This window comes from Croceibacterium salegens (assembly GCF_009827435.1).
GTDB classification, from domain to species: domain Bacteria; phylum Pseudomonadota; class Alphaproteobacteria; order Sphingomonadales; family Sphingomonadaceae; genus Croceibacterium_B; species Croceibacterium_B salegens.
In genome coordinates this window covers 25,687-42,294 of record NZ_WTYM01000043.1, presented here as the reverse complement: position 1 = coordinate 42,294, position 16,608 = coordinate 25,687, and the positions used below count along the sequence as shown (strand labels likewise).

Below are 16,608 nucleotides of genomic sequence, written 5' to 3'. Positions count from 1 at the left end.
GCCAGCGGCGCCCGCGCCCGCGCCGCGCTGCAGGGCCGCGACTACGTGCTGCCCGACGACGTCAAGGCGCTCGCCGCCTCGGCGTTGCGCCACCGCCTGCTGCTCTCGCCCGCGGCCGAGATAGAGGGCCGCCGCGTCGAGGACCTCGTCGCCGGGCTGATCGAGCAGGTCGAGGCGCCGAAGTGAGTTTCCTCCCCAGCATGGGGAGGTGGCAGCCCGCAGGGCTGGCGGAGGGGATTCTCCGTCCGCGCCTTCGCCGCTGGCCGAGTATCCCCTCCACCATGCTTCGCATGGTCCCCCTCCCCGGGACGGGGAGGAAGTAGCAGTGATCGCCCCGACCGCCCGCACCCTGGCCCTGATCGTGCTCGCCGCGCCTGCGGCGCTGGTCGTCGCCGCGTTCGCACCGCAAGGCTGGCTGCTGCTGCCGGTCGCCGGGCTGGCGCTGCTGGTGCTGGTCGCGCTCGACGGCTGGATGGCCGGTCCCATGCGCGACGTCCGGCTGGTCGTGCCCGGCGATGCCGAGATCGGCCGTCCGGTCACCATCCCGGTGCTGGCAGAGAAGGGCGGCGGCAGTGGGCCGCGCGCCGCCATCGGCTTCGATCCGCGCCTCGGCATCGACGGGGCGGCCGAATGCCGGCTCGCACGCGATGAGGCGGACGATGTCTGGCACGGCAGCTTCACCCTTGTTCCGCAGCGCCGCGGGACCGGGACGGTCGAGACTCTGTGGATCGGATGGCGCGGGCCGCTCGGCCTCGCCCGACGGCAGGTCCGGCGCGAGGTCGGCGAGGAAATGCGCGTCTGGCCCGATCTCTCGCCGGTCCGTTCGCCGGTGCTGCAGCACTACCTGCGCGATGCCATGACCGGCATGGTCGCGCGGCGCATTCGCGGCGAAGGCACGCAGTTCGAGGCGCTGAGCGAGTTCCAGCCGGGCATGGACCGGCGCCAGATCGACTGGAAGGCGAGCGCCCGCCACACCGGCCTGCTGGCGCGCGAGAACGAGGCCGAGCGCGACAACCAGATCGTCTTCGCGCTCGACTGCGGAGCGGCGATGAGCGAGCCGATCGACGGGTTGCCGCGCATCGACCGGGCAGTCTCGGCCGCGCTCACCTCGGCCTATGTCGCGCTCCACGGCGGCGACCGCGTGGCGCTATTCGGCTTTGCCGAGCGGCCCGGCCCGCTCTCCCCGTTCGCACAGGGCACGCGTGCCTTTCCGCAATTGCAGCAGGCCGCCGCGGTCCTCGACTATTCGGGGCGCGAGCCGAACTTCACCCTCGCGCTGGCGACGCTGGCGACGACTCTCAAGCGGCGCTCGCTGGTGGTGATCGTCTCAGACTTCACCGACCCGACCTCGGCGGAACTGATGATCGAGAGCGTCGAGCGGCTGGTGCGCCGCCACCTCGTGCTGTTCGTGACGATGGAGGACGCCGAGCTGGCATCGCTGTCGTCCGCCGCGCCCGACAGCGTCGGCGACGTCGCCGCGGCGGTTTCGGCCGACGCCCTCGCCCGCCAGCGCGCGCTGGTTCTGGAGCGGCTGCGCCATCTCGGTGTCGACGTGATCGAAGCGCCGTGGGAGACGCTGACCTACCAGCTCATCGACCGCTACCTCGCCACCAAGCACGCCGAGGCGATCGGCTGATGGCGCTTACCGTCAACCTCCCGTTCCGGCGCCGCGAGCCGCCGGCGCCGCCGCACGACGTGGCCGCGGCGGCGCTGCGTTCGGACCGCTTCCGGCTCGAACGCGAGACCGACTGGCGGCGGCTCGAAGAGGTCGTCACCCGGCTCGAGAAGAACCGCATCCGGCGGGTCTCGGACGCCGACCTGCTCGAACTGCCGGTGCTCTACCGCAAGGCCGCATCGAGCCTGGCGGTGGCGCGCGAGACTTCGCTCGACGCCGCGACGCTCGACTATCTCGAAGGACTGGTGCGGCGCGCCGCTTTGCAGGTCCACGGGCCGCGCGAGGGGTTCGGGCGCTGGATGCTGCGCTTCCTCGGCGGCGGCTGGGCGCGGGCGGTGCGCGAGATCTGGCTCGACATCTGCATCGCGCTGGCCGTCTCGATAGCCGGAGCCGTGGCGGGATGGCTGCTCGTCGCCCGCGACGACGCCTGGTACTACGCGCTCGTTTCCTCGGACTTCGGCGATACGCGCCAACCCGGAGCAAGCCGCGAAGTGCTGGCCGAGACGCTCGAAGGCACCAAGGATGCTGACGGGCTGGCCACCTTTGCCACCTACCTGTTCTCGCACAATTCGGGCGTGGCGATCATGGCCTTCGCGCTCGGCTTCGCGTTCGGCGTGCCGACCCTGCTCCTCGGGTTCTACAACCTGGCGATCATGGGTGCGATGCTGTGGCTGTTCTTCCAGGCGGGTCTCGGCATCGATTTCGCCGCCTGGCTTTCGATCCACGGGACGACCGAGCTGACCGCCTTCCTGCTCGCCGATGCCGCCGGGCTGCACATCGGCCGGGCGATGGCCTTCCCCGGCGATCGCACGCTGATGGCGGCGACCCAGAAAGCCGGGCGGCGCGCGGCGACGGTCATGGCCGGCGTCGTCATCATGCTGGTCTGCGCCGGGCTGCTCGAAGGGTTTGGGCGCCAGCTGGTTCACGTCACCCCGACGCGATTCGCGGTCGGCGGGACGATGCTGGTGTTGTGGCTCGGCTACTTCACCCTCTCGGGGCGGCGGCGGGCATGAAGCGCGTGGATCGCCGGATCCGGGCGATGACCACGCCCGAGGGCATCGCCATGCCGGTAACGCTCGCCGGACGCGGCGCCCGCGCGGCGGCGCTGGCGCTCGATCTCGGCCTGATCGTCTTCGGGTTCTTTATCCTGATCCTGGTGCTCGGCTCGATCGGCATGAACCTGAGCGACGCCGAAAACGGCAAGTCCTCGGCGGTCGGCGAATTCCTTTTCGTCGTCCTGATCCTCGGGGTCTTCCTGTGCCGCTACGTCTATTTCACCGCCTTCGAGCTGGGGCCGCGCGGAGCAACGCCGGGCAAGCGCGCGCTCGGTATCCGCGTCGCCGCCCGCGGCGATCGCCGGCTCACCGCCGAAGCGGTGCTGGCGCGCAACCTGCTGCGCGACGCCGAGCTGTTCCTGCCGCTGATCTGGATCATCGGGAGCATCGGCGGCGAAGGCGGGATCGCCGGTTACGCCGCGGCGGCCTGGCTGCTGGTCTTCGTGCTGTTCCCCTTCTTCAACCGCGACGCGCTGCGCGCCGGGGACCTCGTCGCCGGCACCTGGGTGATCGAATCGCGGCGCCCCAGGCTGCAGGCGGCGATGTCGATCGGCGAGGACCATCGCTCGCAGTACCACTTCGACGAGGCGTCGCTGTCGACCTACGGCGAACACGAACTGCAGGTGCTCGAACGGGTGCTGCGCGAGGACCGGCCCGAGGCCCTGCGCCAGGTGACCGAGACGATCTGCGCCAAGTTCGGCTGGACCCCCGGCAGCGGCGACGAGCACGAATTCCTCGAGGCCTTCTACGCGGCATTGCGCCAGCGACTGGAAAGCGACATGCGCTTCGGCAAGCGCAAGAAGGACAAGTTTTCGTGACCGCCTACCGCATCGAGCAGGACGACCTCACTGGAAAGGACGTCGCCGACCTGCTCCGCCTGCACCTCGACGAGATGCATCGCTGGTCCCCGGCATGCAAGGTGCACGCCATGCCAATCGAGCGGCTGCGCGAGGCGGACGTCATGTTCTATTCCGCCTGGGACGGCGAGCACCTCGCCGCGGTCGGCGCGCTCAAGGAGCTCGGGCCGGGACGCGGCGAGCTCAAGTCGATGCGCGCCGCACCGGCCTATCGCGGCAAGGGCGCGGGCGAGACGATCCTGCTGCACCTCATGGCCGAAGCGGAGAGCCGCGGGATGACCTGGCTCGGGCTCGAAACCGGCCGCCCCGAACCCTTCGTTCCGGCACGAAGGCTCTACGAGAAGCACGGCTTCGCCGAATGCCCGGCGTTCGGCGACTACGTCAGCGACGAATTTTCGCTGTGCATGGAGCGCGCGCTGTGAACATCCGTATCGCGACCCCGGACGATGCTACGCTCGTCGCCGCGCTCGGCCGCGACAGCTTCCTCGCCGCCTTCGAGTATCTCTATTCGCCTGAGGACCTCGACGCCTTCCTCGGCGGGCACAAGACGGAGGAGGCTTTCGCCGCCTATCTCGCCAAGCCCGGGTACCGGACCGCCATCGCCGAGATCGAAGGCGTCGCTGCCGGCTACTGCATGATCTCGATGCCGAGCGAGTTTGCCGAACACTCCGACGCCCGCCGCCCGATGGCGCTGCAGCAGCTCTACACCGCGCCCGGCCGCACCGGGGCGGGCATCGGCGCCGCGCTGATGGACTGGGCGCTGGGTGAGGCGCGGGCCCAAAACGCCGATGCGGTGCAGCTTTCTGTATGGAGCGGCAACCACGGGGCGCAGCGCTTCTATGCCCGCTATGGCTTCGCCAATATCGCCGACATCGAATTCTGGGTCGGAAACCAGTGCGACGAGGAGTTCCTGTTCGAGCTACGGCTCTAGAGCCACTTCCACCGGCGGAACAGCCAAAGCATCAGCACGATCAGCGCGGCGCATACGCCGACCACGGTCCAGAACGCATATGGATGGAGGCCCTCGCCAGCCCCCGGCATCCCGTCGACATTGATACCCAACAGGCCGGTCAGGAAGCTGAGCGGCAGGAAGATCGCCGCGACGATCGTCAGCAGGTAATTGGTCCGTTCCGAAGCGGCGAGCGAGCGGCCGCGAAGTTCGTCGAGCAGCACCACGGCGCTTTCCTTGCTGACGTCGATGTCGTCGAGGAAGCGGCGCAGCAGGGCGATGGTCTCGCCGATCTCGCGCCGGTCGTGTCCTTCGAACCACTCGGGCGCGTCGCGGCTGATCGCCTCGAGCGCAACGTGCTGCGGCCCCATGTGGCGCTGCAGGGCGAGGCAGTTGCGGCGGATCGTGGCGATCTTGCGCAACAACGGATCCGGATCCTCTTCGTCGAAATCGAGGTCTTCGAGCTTGGTCAGCTCGTCGTTCATGTCGACGATCGCGGCGTTCATCCGGTGCACCATGTGCTCGGTCAGCGAGGTGACCAGCGCCCCGGCGTCGGTCGGGCCACGCCCTTCGTCGATCTCGCCAAGTGTGTCGCGCGGGGTCTGCAGCTTGAACCGGCGCAGAGTGATGAGACGCACCCCGTCGCACCACAACTGCATCGAGACCATGTCCTCGGGCAGGGCGCCGGGGTTGAAATTGATCCCGCGCAGCGTGGCCACCAGCACTTCGCCGTCGCGAAAGGCGCGCGGCCGGGTCATGTCCCCGGTCAGCAGTTCGGCTGTCGGTTCGGGAACGTCCAGGTCGTTTTCGAGAAACTCGAGGACTCCCGGCTCGGTGCGGCACAGGTGGGCCCACAGAACCTCGCCCGGTACCGCGGGCTTCCAGACATTCACCTCGTTCCACGAAATCGGCCGCCCGCCGCCCTTGCCGTCGAGCACGCGGGCGAACAGGAGCGGCCCTTCGGCGGTGATGTCGTCGGTTCGGGTCAGCGCGTCCATCGGGCAGGACTATGCCCGATGGATGCGCGATTGCCTATGCCCCCGGAAACCGGGGGCGTGCGGCGTCATGCTGCCAGCGGCAATTCGCCGGCGACTCCGCCTTCGGCCAGCGCCTTGGCGCGGCGCTTTTCGATGTCGTACATCGCGGTGGTCAGGAAGAAGCAGACGAGGATCATCACGAACTCGCCGCCATCCTCGATAAACGCCTCGATGTCGGTCCGCGCCACGGAGTGCGGTCCCCAGTCGGTCGCCGCATCGACGACGATGCCGAAGAAGGCGGCCATGAAGATGCAGCCGACCAGCGGCAGCGAGTTGATGATCGGGCGCGGGCGCGACTGGCGCAGCGACAGGCCGAGGCCGACCAGCCAGACCAGCCCGACCGCGAGGAACAGAAGCGGCTCACCGAAGTAGTTCGCAGCCATCGGCAGGTTGTCTGGCAGGATCATCTCGAGCGCGGGAGCGATCCAGAACCCGAACCACTCATGAATCTCGACGGCGTTGTCGATCGTCAGGTAGGTGAACAGCAGCGCGTTCACAAGGTAGATCGGCGAGCGGTCGCGCCGCCACATCCCGAACAGCATGACCGCCGTGGCGGTCATCACCGAGTATTCGAGCGTTTCGCCGAAGCTCCAGTCCTGCGAGACGAAGAACTGCACCGGCAGCGCCTGTCCGGTCACGTCGCCGTACCGGCTGGCCACGTCCATGCCGATGATCAGGCCTGCATAGGGCAGTATAATGAGCGCAATGGTGCGGAGCGCCGGAGCGAAGAGGACTTCGCGCAGCACGGCGGGAATTTCCTTGATCAGGGCCACAATCTGCATGGCCGCCACCTTTTCTATTCCTTACCGCGCACCGTGCGCAGTGAAGGGCTATTCATACGCCCCCACGGCGGCCCTGTCGGTTAAGGCGAATGGTTGAGAAATCCTGCCGTCCCGGATCGGGACAGGTTTGGCGACGGCGGTTCGATGTTGCGGGGCGCACGGCCATCACATAGCCTTGCGGCGTGGGAGAGTATGCTGAACTCGATTGCCCGGCGCTGGTCGTCGGAGGCAGCCTCGTCGGCTTGTCGGCGGCTTGTTTCCTTGCCGTGCAGGGCGTACGCCCGCTGGTCATCGAGAAACACGCGGGGACTTCGATTCATCCGCGCGCCGGCTATTTTCATATCGGCACCATGGAAGCCTATCGCCGCATCGGACTCGAAGCCGCGATCAGCGAGGCGTCGCGCGCGCAATTCGGTCCCGACGGAGGCATCAACGCGGTAGAGTCGCTCGCCGGGCGCGAGCTGGCCCGCCACGTGCCCGACATCAATGCCGGGGTGGCACCGTACAGTCCGTGCCGGCGCTTCTTCATGACTCAGCAGAGCCTCGAACCCCTGCTGCACGATCGCGCGGCCGAACTCGGGGCCCGCCTCCGCTACCGCACCGAGCTCGTCGGTTTCGAGGACCGCGGGGACCAACTGTTCGCCGAAGTGCGCGATCTCGAAAACGGCGAAGTCAACCGCATCCGCACGCGTTACATGATCGCCGCCGACGGCAATCGCAGCCCTGTTCGCGCGGCGCTCGGTATTGGTGTGAGCGGTCCGGGCTGGCTGTCGGATTCGATCACTATCTATTTCCGCGCCGATTGTCGGCCGTGGCTCGAAGGCCGCCAGCTTGGGGTGATCTACGTGGTCAATGCCGACCAGCGGGGCTTCTTCCGCTTCGAGGCAGGTGGGACTCGCGGATTCCTTGCGGTCAACACCCTCGGCGACCTTTCGCTTCCCGATGCCAAGGACGTTTCCGGCGATCTCTCACCCAAACGCTGCATGGCGCTCGTCCGCTCGGCGGTCGGTGTCCCCGACCTGGCGGTCGAACTGGAGGATGTCGCGACATGGAAGGCGGAAGCGGTCTGCGCCGAGGCCTATCGCAAGGGGCGGGTCTTCCTCGCCGGCGACGCAGCGCATGTCGTGCCGCCGACCGGCGGTTTCGGCGGCAATACCGGGGTGCAGGACGCGGCGAACCTCGCCTGGAAGCTTGCCATGGTCGTTAAGGGCGAAGCCGGCGCGGCGCTGCTCGACAGCTATGAAGCCGAACGCCGACCGGTCGGGCAGCTGACCGTCGAGCAGGCCCATGCCCGCTACATCCGCCGGGTCGTGCCCGAGGAGATTACCGCCGACACCCCCGAAATGCGCGACGAGCTGACGATGGAGATCGGGCAGTACTACCGTTCGGGAGCGGTTATCGGCGGACGCGGCGAGGACGAGCCGGCCTGCATGCATCCCGACGCAACGCAAGGCCATCCGGGTTCGCGCATCCCCCATGCATGGTTGGAAGATGGTCGTTCGACCGCCGACCTCGCCGCAGCCGGTCTCACGCTGCTGCTTGGCCAGGACGCGGGAAGCGATTGCACCCTGCCGCAGGTTCGCCTGCCTGTCGATGCGGCCACGGCATGCGGATTGGGCCCCGGCGACGCGCTCATCGCCCGCCCGGACGGCTTCGTCGCCTGGCGCGGGCCGGCGAGCGATGCGGTGGCGGCTCTCCGCAGCGTCATTGCCCCTTAATACTGCGCGGCCTATAGGCGGGGCCATGTCTTCGATCCGCCCGTGGCGCGATATCATGCGCCGCCAGTCCCGCCAGATCATGGTCGGCAACGTCCCCGTCGGCGGCGATGCCCCGATTACCGTCCAGACGATGACCAACACCCCGACCGAGGATGTCGGTGCGACGATCGACCAGATCCGCCGCTGCGAGGACGCCGGGGCCGACATCATCCGCGTCTCGTGCCCGACGGCCGAGGCGACCGCGAACTTCGACCAGATCACCCGGGCGGCGAACATCCCGATCGTCGCCGACATCCATTTCCACTACAAGCGCGCGCTCGAAGCGGCCGACAAGGGCGCCGCCTGCCTGCGCATCAACCCGGGCAACATCGGCTCCTCCGAACGCGTCGCCGAAGTGGTCCGCGCCGCCAAGGCCAACGGCTGCGCGATCCGCATCGGCGTCAACGCCGGGAGCCTCGAGAAGGACCTGCTCGAGAAGTACGGCGAGCCCTGCCCCGAGGCGCTGGTCGAAAGCGCGCTCGACCACATCAAGCTGCTCCAGGACCACGACTTCCACGAATACAAGGTGGCGGTGAAGGCCAGCGACGTGTTCCTCGCGGTCGCCGCCTACATGGGGCTAGCCGATGCGGTCGATTGCCCGCTGCACCTCGGCATCACCGAGGCCGGCGGCCTGATCGGCGGCACGGTCAAGTCGAGCATCGGCATCGGCAACCTGCTGTGGGCAGGGATCGGCGACACCATCCGCGTCAGCCTCTCGGCCGAACCGGAGCAGGAAGTGCGCGTCGGCTTCGAGATCCTCAAGAGCCTCGGCCTGCGCACCCGCGGCGTGCGGGTCGTCTCTTGCCCGTCCTGCGCGCGGCAGGGCTTCGACGTGATCCGCACCGTGCAGGCGCTGGAAGAGCGGCTGCAGCACATCAAGACCCCGCTCTCGCTCTCGGTCCTCGGCTGCGTCGTCAACGGCCCCGGCGAGGCGCGCGAGACCGACATCGGCATCACCGGAGGCGGCGCGGGCAAGCACATGGTCTATCTCTCGGGCGTCACCGACCACCACGTGCAGGACGCCGACATGCTCGACCACATCGTCGAACTGGTCGAGGCCAAGGCCGCCGAACTGGAAGCAGCATCCGCCGAAGCCAGCACCGCGGTGGCAGCCGAATAATCCGATGGAAGGGACCGGGACCGAGATGGAAATCGAAACCGGCGAAGTCGAGCGGCACAAGGCTGTAGCGACCGGCGCGACCGCGGTCGGCGCCTCGGCAACGGGTGCATCGGCCACCGGGGCCTTGGCAGTCGGCGCCCTCGCACTCGGCGCATTCGCAATCGGCGCGCTGTTCGTGGCGCGGCTCACGGTCGGTAGGCTGAGGGTTAGCAATGCCCGGATCGACCGCCTGAGCATCGGCAAGATCGAGTTCGACTGATCCGGGCGGATAGTCCCGCCGGACAGCGCTTTACCCTCGCTTAAGCCTGAACGCGTACCTTCGCGCGTCATGAAGACGCTCGTCGCAGCCGTGATCGTCGCCGGCGCCCTGATCGGCTGGGTCGGGCCCTCTTTCACGGCCCCCGACAAGGCTGCGGGCGGCTCGATGATCGTCGAGAAGCCGGAGCAGCAACTCGACCTTGCCGCCAAGCCCGACTGGTACGGCGGCGACATGGAGCTGCAGCGCGCGAACGACGGACATTTCTATGCCGGGGTGCGGGTCGAGACCCGCGACCTGCGCATGCTAGTCGACACCGGCGCCAGCGTCGTCGCCCTGACCGGCGACGACGCCCGCGAGCTGGGTCTCGACTGGGACCCGGGTCACCTTGAGCCGGTGGCGCGGGGAGCCAGCGGCGTGGTGATGGGCGTTCCGGTGCGGCTCGAGGAAGTGGCCGTCGGCGATTTCGTCGCCCACAATGTCGATGCCGTGATCATTCCCGAGGGGCTCGGAATTTCGCTGCTCGGGCAAAGCTTCCTGTCGCATATCAACAACGTGGCGATAAACGGGGACACGCTGACCCTCTCGCAGTGATCCTGCCGCCCCGCAGTTCGAAGACTCGTTTAACTTTCGGCCCTTAGGATACCGCGCATGAGCACGATCGGACTCCTGCCGCAGCGCTGGCGAACTCGGGACGGAGACCCGCACCAGGCGGAAGCGCTGGCCGGCGTGCTCGATACTGCGCCGCTCGTCCCCTCGGGCCGTGGGCTGGTGCTGTGCACGCGGATCGGGACGCAGCAGCTCCTTCCGGCGCTCGTCGCGCTCAAGAGCCTGCAACGACAGCTTGGGCGCGGGCGCTGCGTGGTGCTCGATGACGGGACGCTGACCGGCGCCGACCGCACGACGCTGGCGCACCATCTCGGCGATCCGCCGATCACCCCGCGCGGGTCCATGCGCCTCGGCGGTTTTCCGCCGGGATGCCAGTGGGAGCCGCTGATTGCCGCGCTCGACGGGCGGGGCGGCGAATACTGGCTGTTGATCGATCCGCATGCGGTGGCGCTCGGCGAGGTGCCGGAGATTGCCCGCGCCATCGCCGCCAATCGCAGCCTGTGGGGCCCGGGGCTGTTCGGCCTTTCCGCCGGCGGCCCGCGGCGGCCCGATGCCGAGCGCATCATCGCCGCCCTGGCTGAAAGCGACCTGACCGCGCGCGAGATGCTTATGGTGCGCGAGGCCGCGCCGGTTGCGTTGCCCGCCGACCGCTACCGCACGAACCCGGCGCAGAGGGACTTGCCGGCCTGCGCCCTCGCCGCCTTCGGCAAGCCGGGTCCGCGCGCCGCCGCCGCCCATGCAGCGGCAAGCCGGACGGCGCTTGCGATGCTCGGACAGTGAAAATGCATCATTCAGCGCGGACACAGCAATTTCGTGCTATGGTGCGTCCATGAGCTGGGAGAACGACGGGGCGACGACTAATCGGCGGGGGTTCATTACCGCGGCGACGGCGGCTGCCGGTGCGCTAGCCGTACCGACGCGCGTGTTCGCCCAAGCCTCTTACGCATCCCCGCGCGATCGCAAGATCCTCGAAATCGCGCAGCGCGAGGTCGCCCGCGCCGGCGACGTGCTGTGGCGCAGGGATATTGCCGGGATCGCCGACTTCGGCCTGCATTCCTCGCTCCCGCGCATGCACTTCGCGAACCTCGAGGAAGGTACGGTAACGAGCTACCTCGTGGCGCACGGCACTGGGTCGGATCCGGAGCACGACGGGATGCTCAACTGGTTTTCGAACGAAGTGAACTCGAATGCGACCGCGCGCGGGGCCTACGTTTCGTGGGAATGGTACAAGGGCAAGTACGGCACCTCGATCCGCCTCGGCGGGCTTGACCCGGACAACACCAACACGTTCGAGCGCGCGATCGTGATGCACGCGGCCGAATACGCCAAGCCCGAACACGTCGCGAAGTGGGGCCGCCTCGGCCGCTCCAACGGCTGCTTCGCGATGGCCCCGGGCGATTTCATGTGGGCGCTGACGCGGCTTTCGGGCGGCCGGCTGGTCTACGCCGACAAGCTCGACCTGTACTGAACTCAGGCGTTCGGCGCCTGGTAACTCACGAACGAGATGCAGTTGCCGTCGGGGTCGAGGACATGGAAGTCGGTCCCACCCCATTGCTGGGTTTGCAGCTCCTGCGCGAACTCGACGCCACGTCCAGCGAATTCGGCGTAGAGCGCGCGGACGTCCGAGACGAGGATCGTCGCGAGGATCAGCGATTCCTCACGCGCAGCAAGTTCGGCGAAGTTGGGTTCATGGACATGGCGCAAATGGAGCACCGCCCCGTCACGCTTGATCTCGCCGTAGAAGGGCGGCTCGCCGTAGAGAAACTCTACCGCGAAGCCGAGACTGTCGCGGTAGAACTGGGCCGCCGCCGCAACGTCGCGGACGAACAGGATCGGGACGGCCGGGCGCAAGGCCGGCGGCTGTGCTTCCTCGCTCAAAGCCTCCTCCTCGTGCGGCCTCAGGCCCGTTCAAGCTCCTTTGCCAGCCCGATGTCCTCGCTGCGGGCGAAATTGCCGTGCAGGCCGAAGCGCAGGCGGATCGGCACCTGGATCGTGGCGACCGGGCCCTTCTCGATGTCGAGCGCGTCGAACAGCAGCAGATCACTGCGGTGTTCCGCGAGGCGATTGCAGACCTGCACGATCCAGCCGTCGCCTTCGGGCGCGTCCTTCGAACGCGGGATGAAGCACGGTTCCTGCAGCGTGCTGACCGATCCGGCCCACCAGTGCTGCTCGGCGCCGGTTTCGAGGTCCTTGAGGAACAGGCAGTTCATCGGCGCCCCGCCGGCGCTGCCGCCGACTTCGTCGCGCGGGCGGCGCATGTCGACTTCGAGGCCCCAAGTGTAGCGGTTCTTCACCCCGGTGAAGCGGTCGTCGATGCGCGGGAATTCGCTGAAGGTCTCGGTCAGCCGGTTGATCTCGGCGAAGTCCTCGCCGTTGCTGGCGAGGTCGACCACCCAGTCGGTCAGGTGGGTCACGCTCTCCATCGGGTTGAACGGCGCGCCGTGGATGTCGGGGAAGAACGGGAAGAAGTTGTTCTTCGATTCGGGCGTCACGAAGTGGATCTTCGTGCCCTCCTGCCAGGCGTTCATCGTGTGGCTGGCGAAGCAGTTGTCGCGCTTGAACCAGCGGATGTCCTCGTCGCGCAGCCCTTCGCGGCGCGGGATCACGCCGAGATAGACCGGCATGGTGGTGTCGAACATGAAGGCCGGCTTGCCCTGCTCGAGCTGCTCCCAGCTGCCGACCGAAGGCACGATGTGCAGCACGAGGTAATCGGGCGTGATCGCGAAGTCGTGCATCATGCAGTAGTACGGAACCTTGAACCATTCCTCGCGGACAAGTTCGCCGTCAGGGCTGACCTCGTAATAGGTCACGTCGTCGGTGTGCATCCCGCTGGCGGCATAGCCGATGGCGACCATGTTTCCGGTGGCGGGATCGATCTTGGGGTGCGCGGTGAAGGTCTCGCCGGTCATCTTTCCGCCGAACTTCTCGAACCCGAAGGTCTCCATCGTCGCCGGGTCCATGACCAGCGCCGGGCTGTCTTCCTTGAGCGCCCAGAGCTTGCCGCCGTAGAGCCAGGCGTTGGTGTTGGCGGTCGAGCGGATCCGGCCCTTCACGCTTTCGTCGTCGGTCAGCGGGTTGCGGTAGGCGCCGAACAACGCGTGGCCCGCGACGTGCTCGAGCTTCCACTTGTCGGTCTGCGCCCAGCGCTGGCGGAAATCGCACTTCCCGTCGTGGAAGTGGAAGCGGGTGATCATCCCGTCGCCGTTGAAGCTGATGTCGTCGCCCAGCCGCGGCGGGAACTGCGGGTCGGGCTGTACGCGGAAGAAGGCTCCGTCGAGCTCGGGCGGGATCGTGCCCGTATGCTGGAGATCCTCGATATCCGCTTCGATGCGGCTCGGCGTGTTGAAGCCCGTGAAACTGGGAGTATCGGGAAACTGTGCCATCTTTAGAGTCCTCTTCCTTGCACCGAATTGTATGCTCCACTAACAAATAGGCAAGCACGACAAGAGGTGTGAGGGATAGGATCGCGGTGCCAACGGCTGCATTGACCGAGGACAACGAAGACGACATCGGCGAACTCGCCGATATCATCGGCTTCCATATCCGCCTGGCGCACGTCGCGGTCTATCGTCACTTCACCGAGACGTTTGCCGATCTCGACTTGACGCAGAAGCAGGTCAGCGTCCTGTGGCTGGTCGACGACCACCCGGCCATTTCGCAGATCGACGTCGGCCGGCGCCTGCAGATGGACCGGGCGACGACCATGACCATCGTCAACCGCCTGCAGGATCGCGACTACCTGCGCCGCGAACGCTCGGAGAGCGACGGGCGCAAGCAGGCGCTGCACCTGACCGACGAGGGGCGCGCGGCCCTCGCCCGCGCCAAGACCGCAATCGCCGAGCACGAGGCGTGGCTGAAGAGCCGCTTCAGTGCCGAGGAAGCCGAAAAACTGGTGGAAATGCTCGCCCGAATCCACGAATGAGCGGGCGCCCAAGGGAGAGGAATTGAACTAAATGGCCGGACCAGCCGCAGGCGCAAACCCCATCGCAGCCATCAACGATACGCCCATGGGCGTGCGGCAGTGGATCGTCGTGTTCCTGATGATCCTGCTCAATGCACTCGACGGGTTCGACGTGCTCTCGAGCGCTTTCGCGGCGCCGGGAATCACCATGGAATGGGGCATCCCCCGGTCCGAGCTTGGTGTGGTGCTATCGGCCGAGCTGGTCGGCATGGGCTTCGGCTCCATCATCCTCGGGGGCATGGCGGACCGCTATGGTCGCAAGAGCACCATGCTGTTGTGCCTCGCGGTGATGACCGCCGGCATGTGGCTAGCCCACGCCGCGACCGGGGTCAGCGAACTGACCGCCTGGCGCTTTATCACCGGCCTCGGCATCGGCGGCATGCTGGCAGCGACCAACGCAGTGACCGCGGAGAGTTCGAGCAAGGCGAGCCGCAGCATCGCCATGGCGCTCTACGTCATCGGCTATCCGGTCGGCGGCGTGATCGGCGGCTTCGCCGCGCAAGGCTGGCTGCTGGTCCCCGACCAGGCTCCCTATTTCCTCGGCATCGGCAGCCTCGGTGTCAGCTTCGAGCTCGGCAGCTGGCGTTCGGTCTTCCTGTTCGGTGCTGTAGTGACTGCGGCGATGATCCCGCTGGTCATCCTGCTCGTCCCCGAGACTCCGGCCTACTTCCTGGCCCGACGTCCCGAGGGTGCGCTCGACAAGATCAACCGCTCGCTCAAGGCCTTCGCCAAGGCACCGATTGCCGAGATTCCGACTGCTCCGAGCAAGGCCAACAAGCCCAAGGTTACCGACATCCTTGCTAACCCGCGCCTGCGCCCGGTGACGCTGATGTTGGCCTTCGGCTACATGTTCCACACGCTGACTTTCTACTACATCCTCAAGTTCGCGGTGCAGATCGTCGCCGACACCGGCTTCAGCCAACCCGACGCGGCCAGCACGCTGACTTACGCCAACATCGGCGGGGCGATCGGCGGCGGGCTGTTCGGACTGTTCCTCAAGAAGTGGGACATCAAGGGTCCGACCATCGGCGCCTGCGTGCTCGGGGTGATCGCGGTGGCGTGGTTCGGATTGGGTCATGGCGACCTCGGCGAGTGGCGCTTCGCAGCATTCCTGACGATGTTCTTCCTCAACGCCGCGATCGTCGGCTACTACGCCGCCTTCGCCCGCGGCTTCCCGGCATATGCCCGTGCCACCGGCACAGGTTTCGTGCTAGGAGTCGGCCGGGCCGGAGCGGCCGGTTCGCCGATCATCGCCGGATATCTCTTTACAGTGCTGGGCAATGAAAACCTGCTGACCGTCTCGCTGATCATGTGCCTCGGCGCGATCCTCGGCGCGGTCCTCGTCTGGCTGGTGCCACTGCGTGACGCCGATGCCGACCTCGAGGCACTGGCAGCCCAGCCCATCGACTGATCTTATGGAGACAAGACCGAAATGAAGACCCGTGCCGCCGTAGCCTTCGCCGCCAAGCAGCCCCTCGAGATCGTCGAGCTCGACCTCGAAGGTCCCAAGGCGGGCGAAGTGCTGGTCGAGATCATGGCGACCGGCATCTGCCACACCGACGCCTACACCCTCGACGGGTTCGATTCCGAGGGCATCTTCCCGAGCGTCCTCGGCCACGAGGGCGCGGGCGTGGTGCGCGAAGTCGGGCCGGGCGTGACCAGCGTGAAGCCGGGCGACCACGTGATCCCGCTCTACACGCCCGAATGCCGCCAGTGTAAGTCGTGCCTCAGCGGCAAGACCAACCTGTGCACCGCGATCCGCGCCACGCAGGGCAAGGGGCTGATGCCCGACGGCACCAGCCGCTTCTCCTACAAGGGCGAGACGATCTTTCACTACATGGGCTGTTCGACCTTCTCGAACTTCACCGTGCTGCCGGAAATCGCCGTCGCCAAGATCCGTGAGGACGCGCCGTTCCAGACCAGCTGCTACATCGGCTGCGGTGTCACCACGGGCGTGGGCGCAGTCACCAACACCGCCAAGGTGCAGGTCGGCGACAACGTCGTGGTGTTCGGGCTCGGCGGGATCGGCCTCAACGTGATCCAGGGCGCGCGGCTGGCCGGTGCGAACAAGATCATCGGCATCGACATCAACCCCGACCGCGAGGAATGGGGCCGCAAGTTCGGCATGACCGACTTCCTCAATACCAAGGGAATGAGCCGGGACGAGATCGTCGCCAAGGTCGTCGAGATGACCGACGGCGGCGCCGACTACACCTTCGACGCGACCGGCAATACCGAGGTCATGCGCACCGCGCTCGAATGCTGCCACCGCGGCTGGGGCACCAGCATCATCATCGGCGTGGCCGAGGCGGGCAAGGAAATCGCCACCCGGCCGTTCCAGCTCGTCACTGGCCGCAACTGGCGCGGCACCGCGTTCGGCGGGGCCAAGGGACGCACCGACGTGCCCAAGATCGTCGACATGTACATGACCGGGAAGATCGAAATCGACCCGATGATCACCCACGTCCTCAGCCTCGAGGACATCAACAAGGGTTTCGACCTGATGCACGCGGGCGAGAGCATCCGCAGCGTGGTCGTGTTCTGATGGGC

General features: G+C 67.3%; 18 protein-coding genes and 1 pseudogene. 15 read left to right on the top strand and 4 right to left on the bottom strand.

Translation table 11 applies throughout. The features are described from left to right. The 6 genes and pseudogenes from GRI89_RS10850 to GRI89_RS10825 all read left to right on the top strand — a co-directional run. A pseudogene (locus tag GRI89_RS10850) lies at positions 1 to 186 on the top strand (AAA family ATPase); the annotation flags it as partial. 139 nt (positions 187 to 325) lie between these two features. Continuing rightward, complete coding sequence (locus GRI89_RS10845) at positions 326 to 1,636, top strand: DUF58 domain-containing protein (RefSeq protein ID WP_328598214.1); 1,311 nt, start codon at positions 326 to 328, stop codon at positions 1,634 to 1,636. After that, on the top strand, positions 1,636 to 2,688 hold the full coding sequence (locus GRI89_RS10840; protein WP_159795117.1) for a stage II sporulation protein M: 1,053 nt from the start codon (positions 1,636 to 1,638) through the stop codon (positions 2,686 to 2,688). Before GRI89_RS10845 ends, GRI89_RS10840 begins: the two co-directional genes overlap by 1 nt. Continuing rightward, entirely contained in the window at positions 2,685 to 3,548 is an 864-nt protein-coding gene (locus GRI89_RS10835; RefSeq protein ID WP_159795114.1) for an RDD family protein, read from the top strand. The genes GRI89_RS10840 and GRI89_RS10835 overlap by 4 nt, the downstream gene beginning before the upstream one ends. Then, entirely contained in the window at positions 3,545 to 4,009 is a 465-nt protein-coding gene (locus GRI89_RS10830; RefSeq protein WP_328598213.1) for a GNAT family N-acetyltransferase, read from the top strand. Before GRI89_RS10835 ends, GRI89_RS10830 begins: the two co-directional genes overlap by 4 nt. Continuing rightward, entirely contained in the window at positions 4,006 to 4,518 is a 513-nt protein-coding gene (locus GRI89_RS10825) for a GNAT family N-acetyltransferase (RefSeq protein ID WP_328598212.1), read from the top strand. The genes GRI89_RS10830 and GRI89_RS10825 overlap by 4 nt, the downstream gene beginning before the upstream one ends. On the opposite strand, the gene GRI89_RS10820 is transcribed toward GRI89_RS10825, so the two are convergent. Then, positions 4,515 to 5,534 (bottom strand): CorA family divalent cation transporter, encoded by a 1,020-nt coding sequence (locus GRI89_RS10820; protein ID WP_159795071.1) that lies wholly within the window; start codon positions 5,532 to 5,534, stop codon positions 4,515 to 4,517. The two genes, GRI89_RS10825 and GRI89_RS10820, sit on opposite strands and share 4 nt — an antisense overlap. A 65-nt stretch (positions 5,535 to 5,599) precedes the next feature. Further along, on the bottom strand, positions 5,600 to 6,355 hold the full coding sequence (locus GRI89_RS10815) for a hypothetical protein (protein WP_159795068.1): 756 nt from the start codon (positions 6,353 to 6,355) through the stop codon (positions 5,600 to 5,602). Between the two features lie 182 nt (positions 6,356 to 6,537). Here GRI89_RS10815 and GRI89_RS10810 point away from each other — a divergent pair, with 182 nt between their 5' ends. From GRI89_RS10810 to GRI89_RS10785, 6 genes are all read left to right on the top strand, one after another. Next, positions 6,538 to 8,073: an FAD-dependent monooxygenase gene (locus GRI89_RS10810; RefSeq protein ID WP_159795065.1), complete on the top strand. Its 1,536-nt coding sequence runs from the start codon at positions 6,538 to 6,540 to the stop codon at positions 8,071 to 8,073. A gap of 25 nt (positions 8,074 to 8,098) precedes the next feature. Beyond that, on the top strand, positions 8,099 to 9,232 hold the full coding sequence (gene ispG / locus GRI89_RS10805; protein ID WP_159795062.1) for a flavodoxin-dependent (E)-4-hydroxy-3-methylbut-2-enyl-diphosphate synthase: 1,134 nt from the start codon (positions 8,099 to 8,101) through the stop codon (positions 9,230 to 9,232). A 25-nt stretch (positions 9,233 to 9,257) separates the two neighbouring features. Beyond that, entirely contained in the window at positions 9,258 to 9,491 is a 234-nt protein-coding gene (locus tag GRI89_RS10800) for a hypothetical protein (protein WP_159795060.1), read from the top strand. Positions 9,492 to 9,560: 69 nt separating this feature from the next. After that, on the top strand, positions 9,561 to 10,082 hold the full coding sequence (locus tag GRI89_RS10795) for a retropepsin-like aspartic protease family protein (protein ID WP_159795057.1): 522 nt from the start codon (positions 9,561 to 9,563) through the stop codon (positions 10,080 to 10,082). 57 nt (positions 10,083 to 10,139) lie between these two features. Then, positions 10,140 to 10,877, top strand: coding sequence for a hypothetical protein (locus GRI89_RS10790; protein ID WP_159795054.1), 738 nt, complete (start codon positions 10,140 to 10,142; stop codon positions 10,875 to 10,877). A 49-nt stretch (positions 10,878 to 10,926) separates the two neighbouring features. Next, complete coding sequence (locus GRI89_RS10785) at positions 10,927 to 11,565, top strand: murein L,D-transpeptidase catalytic domain-containing protein (RefSeq protein WP_159795051.1); 639 nt, start codon at positions 10,927 to 10,929, stop codon at positions 11,563 to 11,565. Between the two features lie 2 nt (positions 11,566 to 11,567). Here the strand turns inward: GRI89_RS10785 and GRI89_RS10780 are convergent, their stop codons facing one another. Next, entirely contained in the window at positions 11,568 to 11,975 is a 408-nt protein-coding gene (locus tag GRI89_RS10780; protein ID WP_201290911.1) for a glyoxalase superfamily protein, read from the bottom strand. A gap of 20 nt (positions 11,976 to 11,995) precedes the next feature. After that, positions 11,996 to 13,480 (bottom strand): carotenoid oxygenase family protein, encoded by a 1,485-nt coding sequence (locus GRI89_RS10775; protein WP_159795048.1) that lies wholly within the window; start codon positions 13,478 to 13,480, stop codon positions 11,996 to 11,998. A 101-nt stretch (positions 13,481 to 13,581) separates the two neighbouring features. On the opposite strand from GRI89_RS10775, the gene GRI89_RS10770 reads away from it, so the two are divergent. Genes GRI89_RS10770 through GRI89_RS10760 form a run of 3 tightly spaced genes read left to right on the top strand, consistent with a single transcriptional unit; the run spans position 13,582 to position 16,603 of the window. Further along, entirely contained in the window at positions 13,582 to 14,019 is a 438-nt protein-coding gene (locus tag GRI89_RS10770) for a MarR family winged helix-turn-helix transcriptional regulator (RefSeq protein ID WP_159795137.1), read from the top strand. A 31-nt stretch (positions 14,020 to 14,050) separates the two neighbouring features. Continuing rightward, on the top strand, positions 14,051 to 15,469 hold the full coding sequence (locus GRI89_RS10765; RefSeq protein ID WP_201290910.1) for an MFS transporter: 1,419 nt from the start codon (positions 14,051 to 14,053) through the stop codon (positions 15,467 to 15,469). 21 nt (positions 15,470 to 15,490) lie between these two features. Then, on the top strand, positions 15,491 to 16,603 hold the full coding sequence (locus GRI89_RS10760) for an S-(hydroxymethyl)glutathione dehydrogenase/class III alcohol dehydrogenase (protein WP_159795045.1): 1,113 nt from the start codon (positions 15,491 to 15,493) through the stop codon (positions 16,601 to 16,603). The last annotated feature ends 5 nt before the right edge of the window (positions 16,604 to 16,608 follow it).

Coding starts and splice junctions, on each gene's coding strand:
- GRI89_RS10840 (WP_159795117.1), top strand. CDS start 1,636: ATGGCGCTTACCGTCAACCTCCCGTTCCGGCGCCGCGAGCCGCCGGCG.
- GRI89_RS10835 (WP_159795114.1), top strand. CDS start 2,685: ATGAAGCGCGTGGATCGCCGGATCCGGGCGATGACCACGCCCGAGGGC.
- GRI89_RS10820 (WP_159795071.1), bottom strand. CDS start 5,534: ATGGACGCGCTGACCCGAACCGACGACATCACCGCCGAAGGGCCGCTC.
- GRI89_RS10815 (WP_159795068.1), bottom strand. CDS start 6,355: ATGCAGATTGTGGCCCTGATCAAGGAAATTCCCGCCGTGCTGCGCGAA.
- ispG (WP_159795062.1), top strand. CDS start 8,099: ATGTCTTCGATCCGCCCGTGGCGCGATATCATGCGCCGCCAGTCCCGC.
- GRI89_RS10800 (WP_159795060.1), top strand. CDS start 9,258: ATGGAAATCGAAACCGGCGAAGTCGAGCGGCACAAGGCTGTAGCGACC.
- GRI89_RS10795 (WP_159795057.1), top strand. CDS start 9,561: ATGAAGACGCTCGTCGCAGCCGTGATCGTCGCCGGCGCCCTGATCGGC.
- GRI89_RS10790 (WP_159795054.1), top strand. CDS start 10,140: ATGAGCACGATCGGACTCCTGCCGCAGCGCTGGCGAACTCGGGACGGA.
- GRI89_RS10785 (WP_159795051.1), top strand. CDS start 10,927: ATGAGCTGGGAGAACGACGGGGCGACGACTAATCGGCGGGGGTTCATT.
- GRI89_RS10775 (WP_159795048.1), bottom strand. CDS start 13,480: ATGGCACAGTTTCCCGATACTCCCAGTTTCACGGGCTTCAACACGCCG.
- GRI89_RS10765 (WP_201290910.1), top strand. CDS start 14,051: ATGGCCGGACCAGCCGCAGGCGCAAACCCCATCGCAGCCATCAACGAT.
- GRI89_RS10760 (WP_159795045.1), top strand. CDS start 15,491: ATGAAGACCCGTGCCGCCGTAGCCTTCGCCGCCAAGCAGCCCCTCGAG.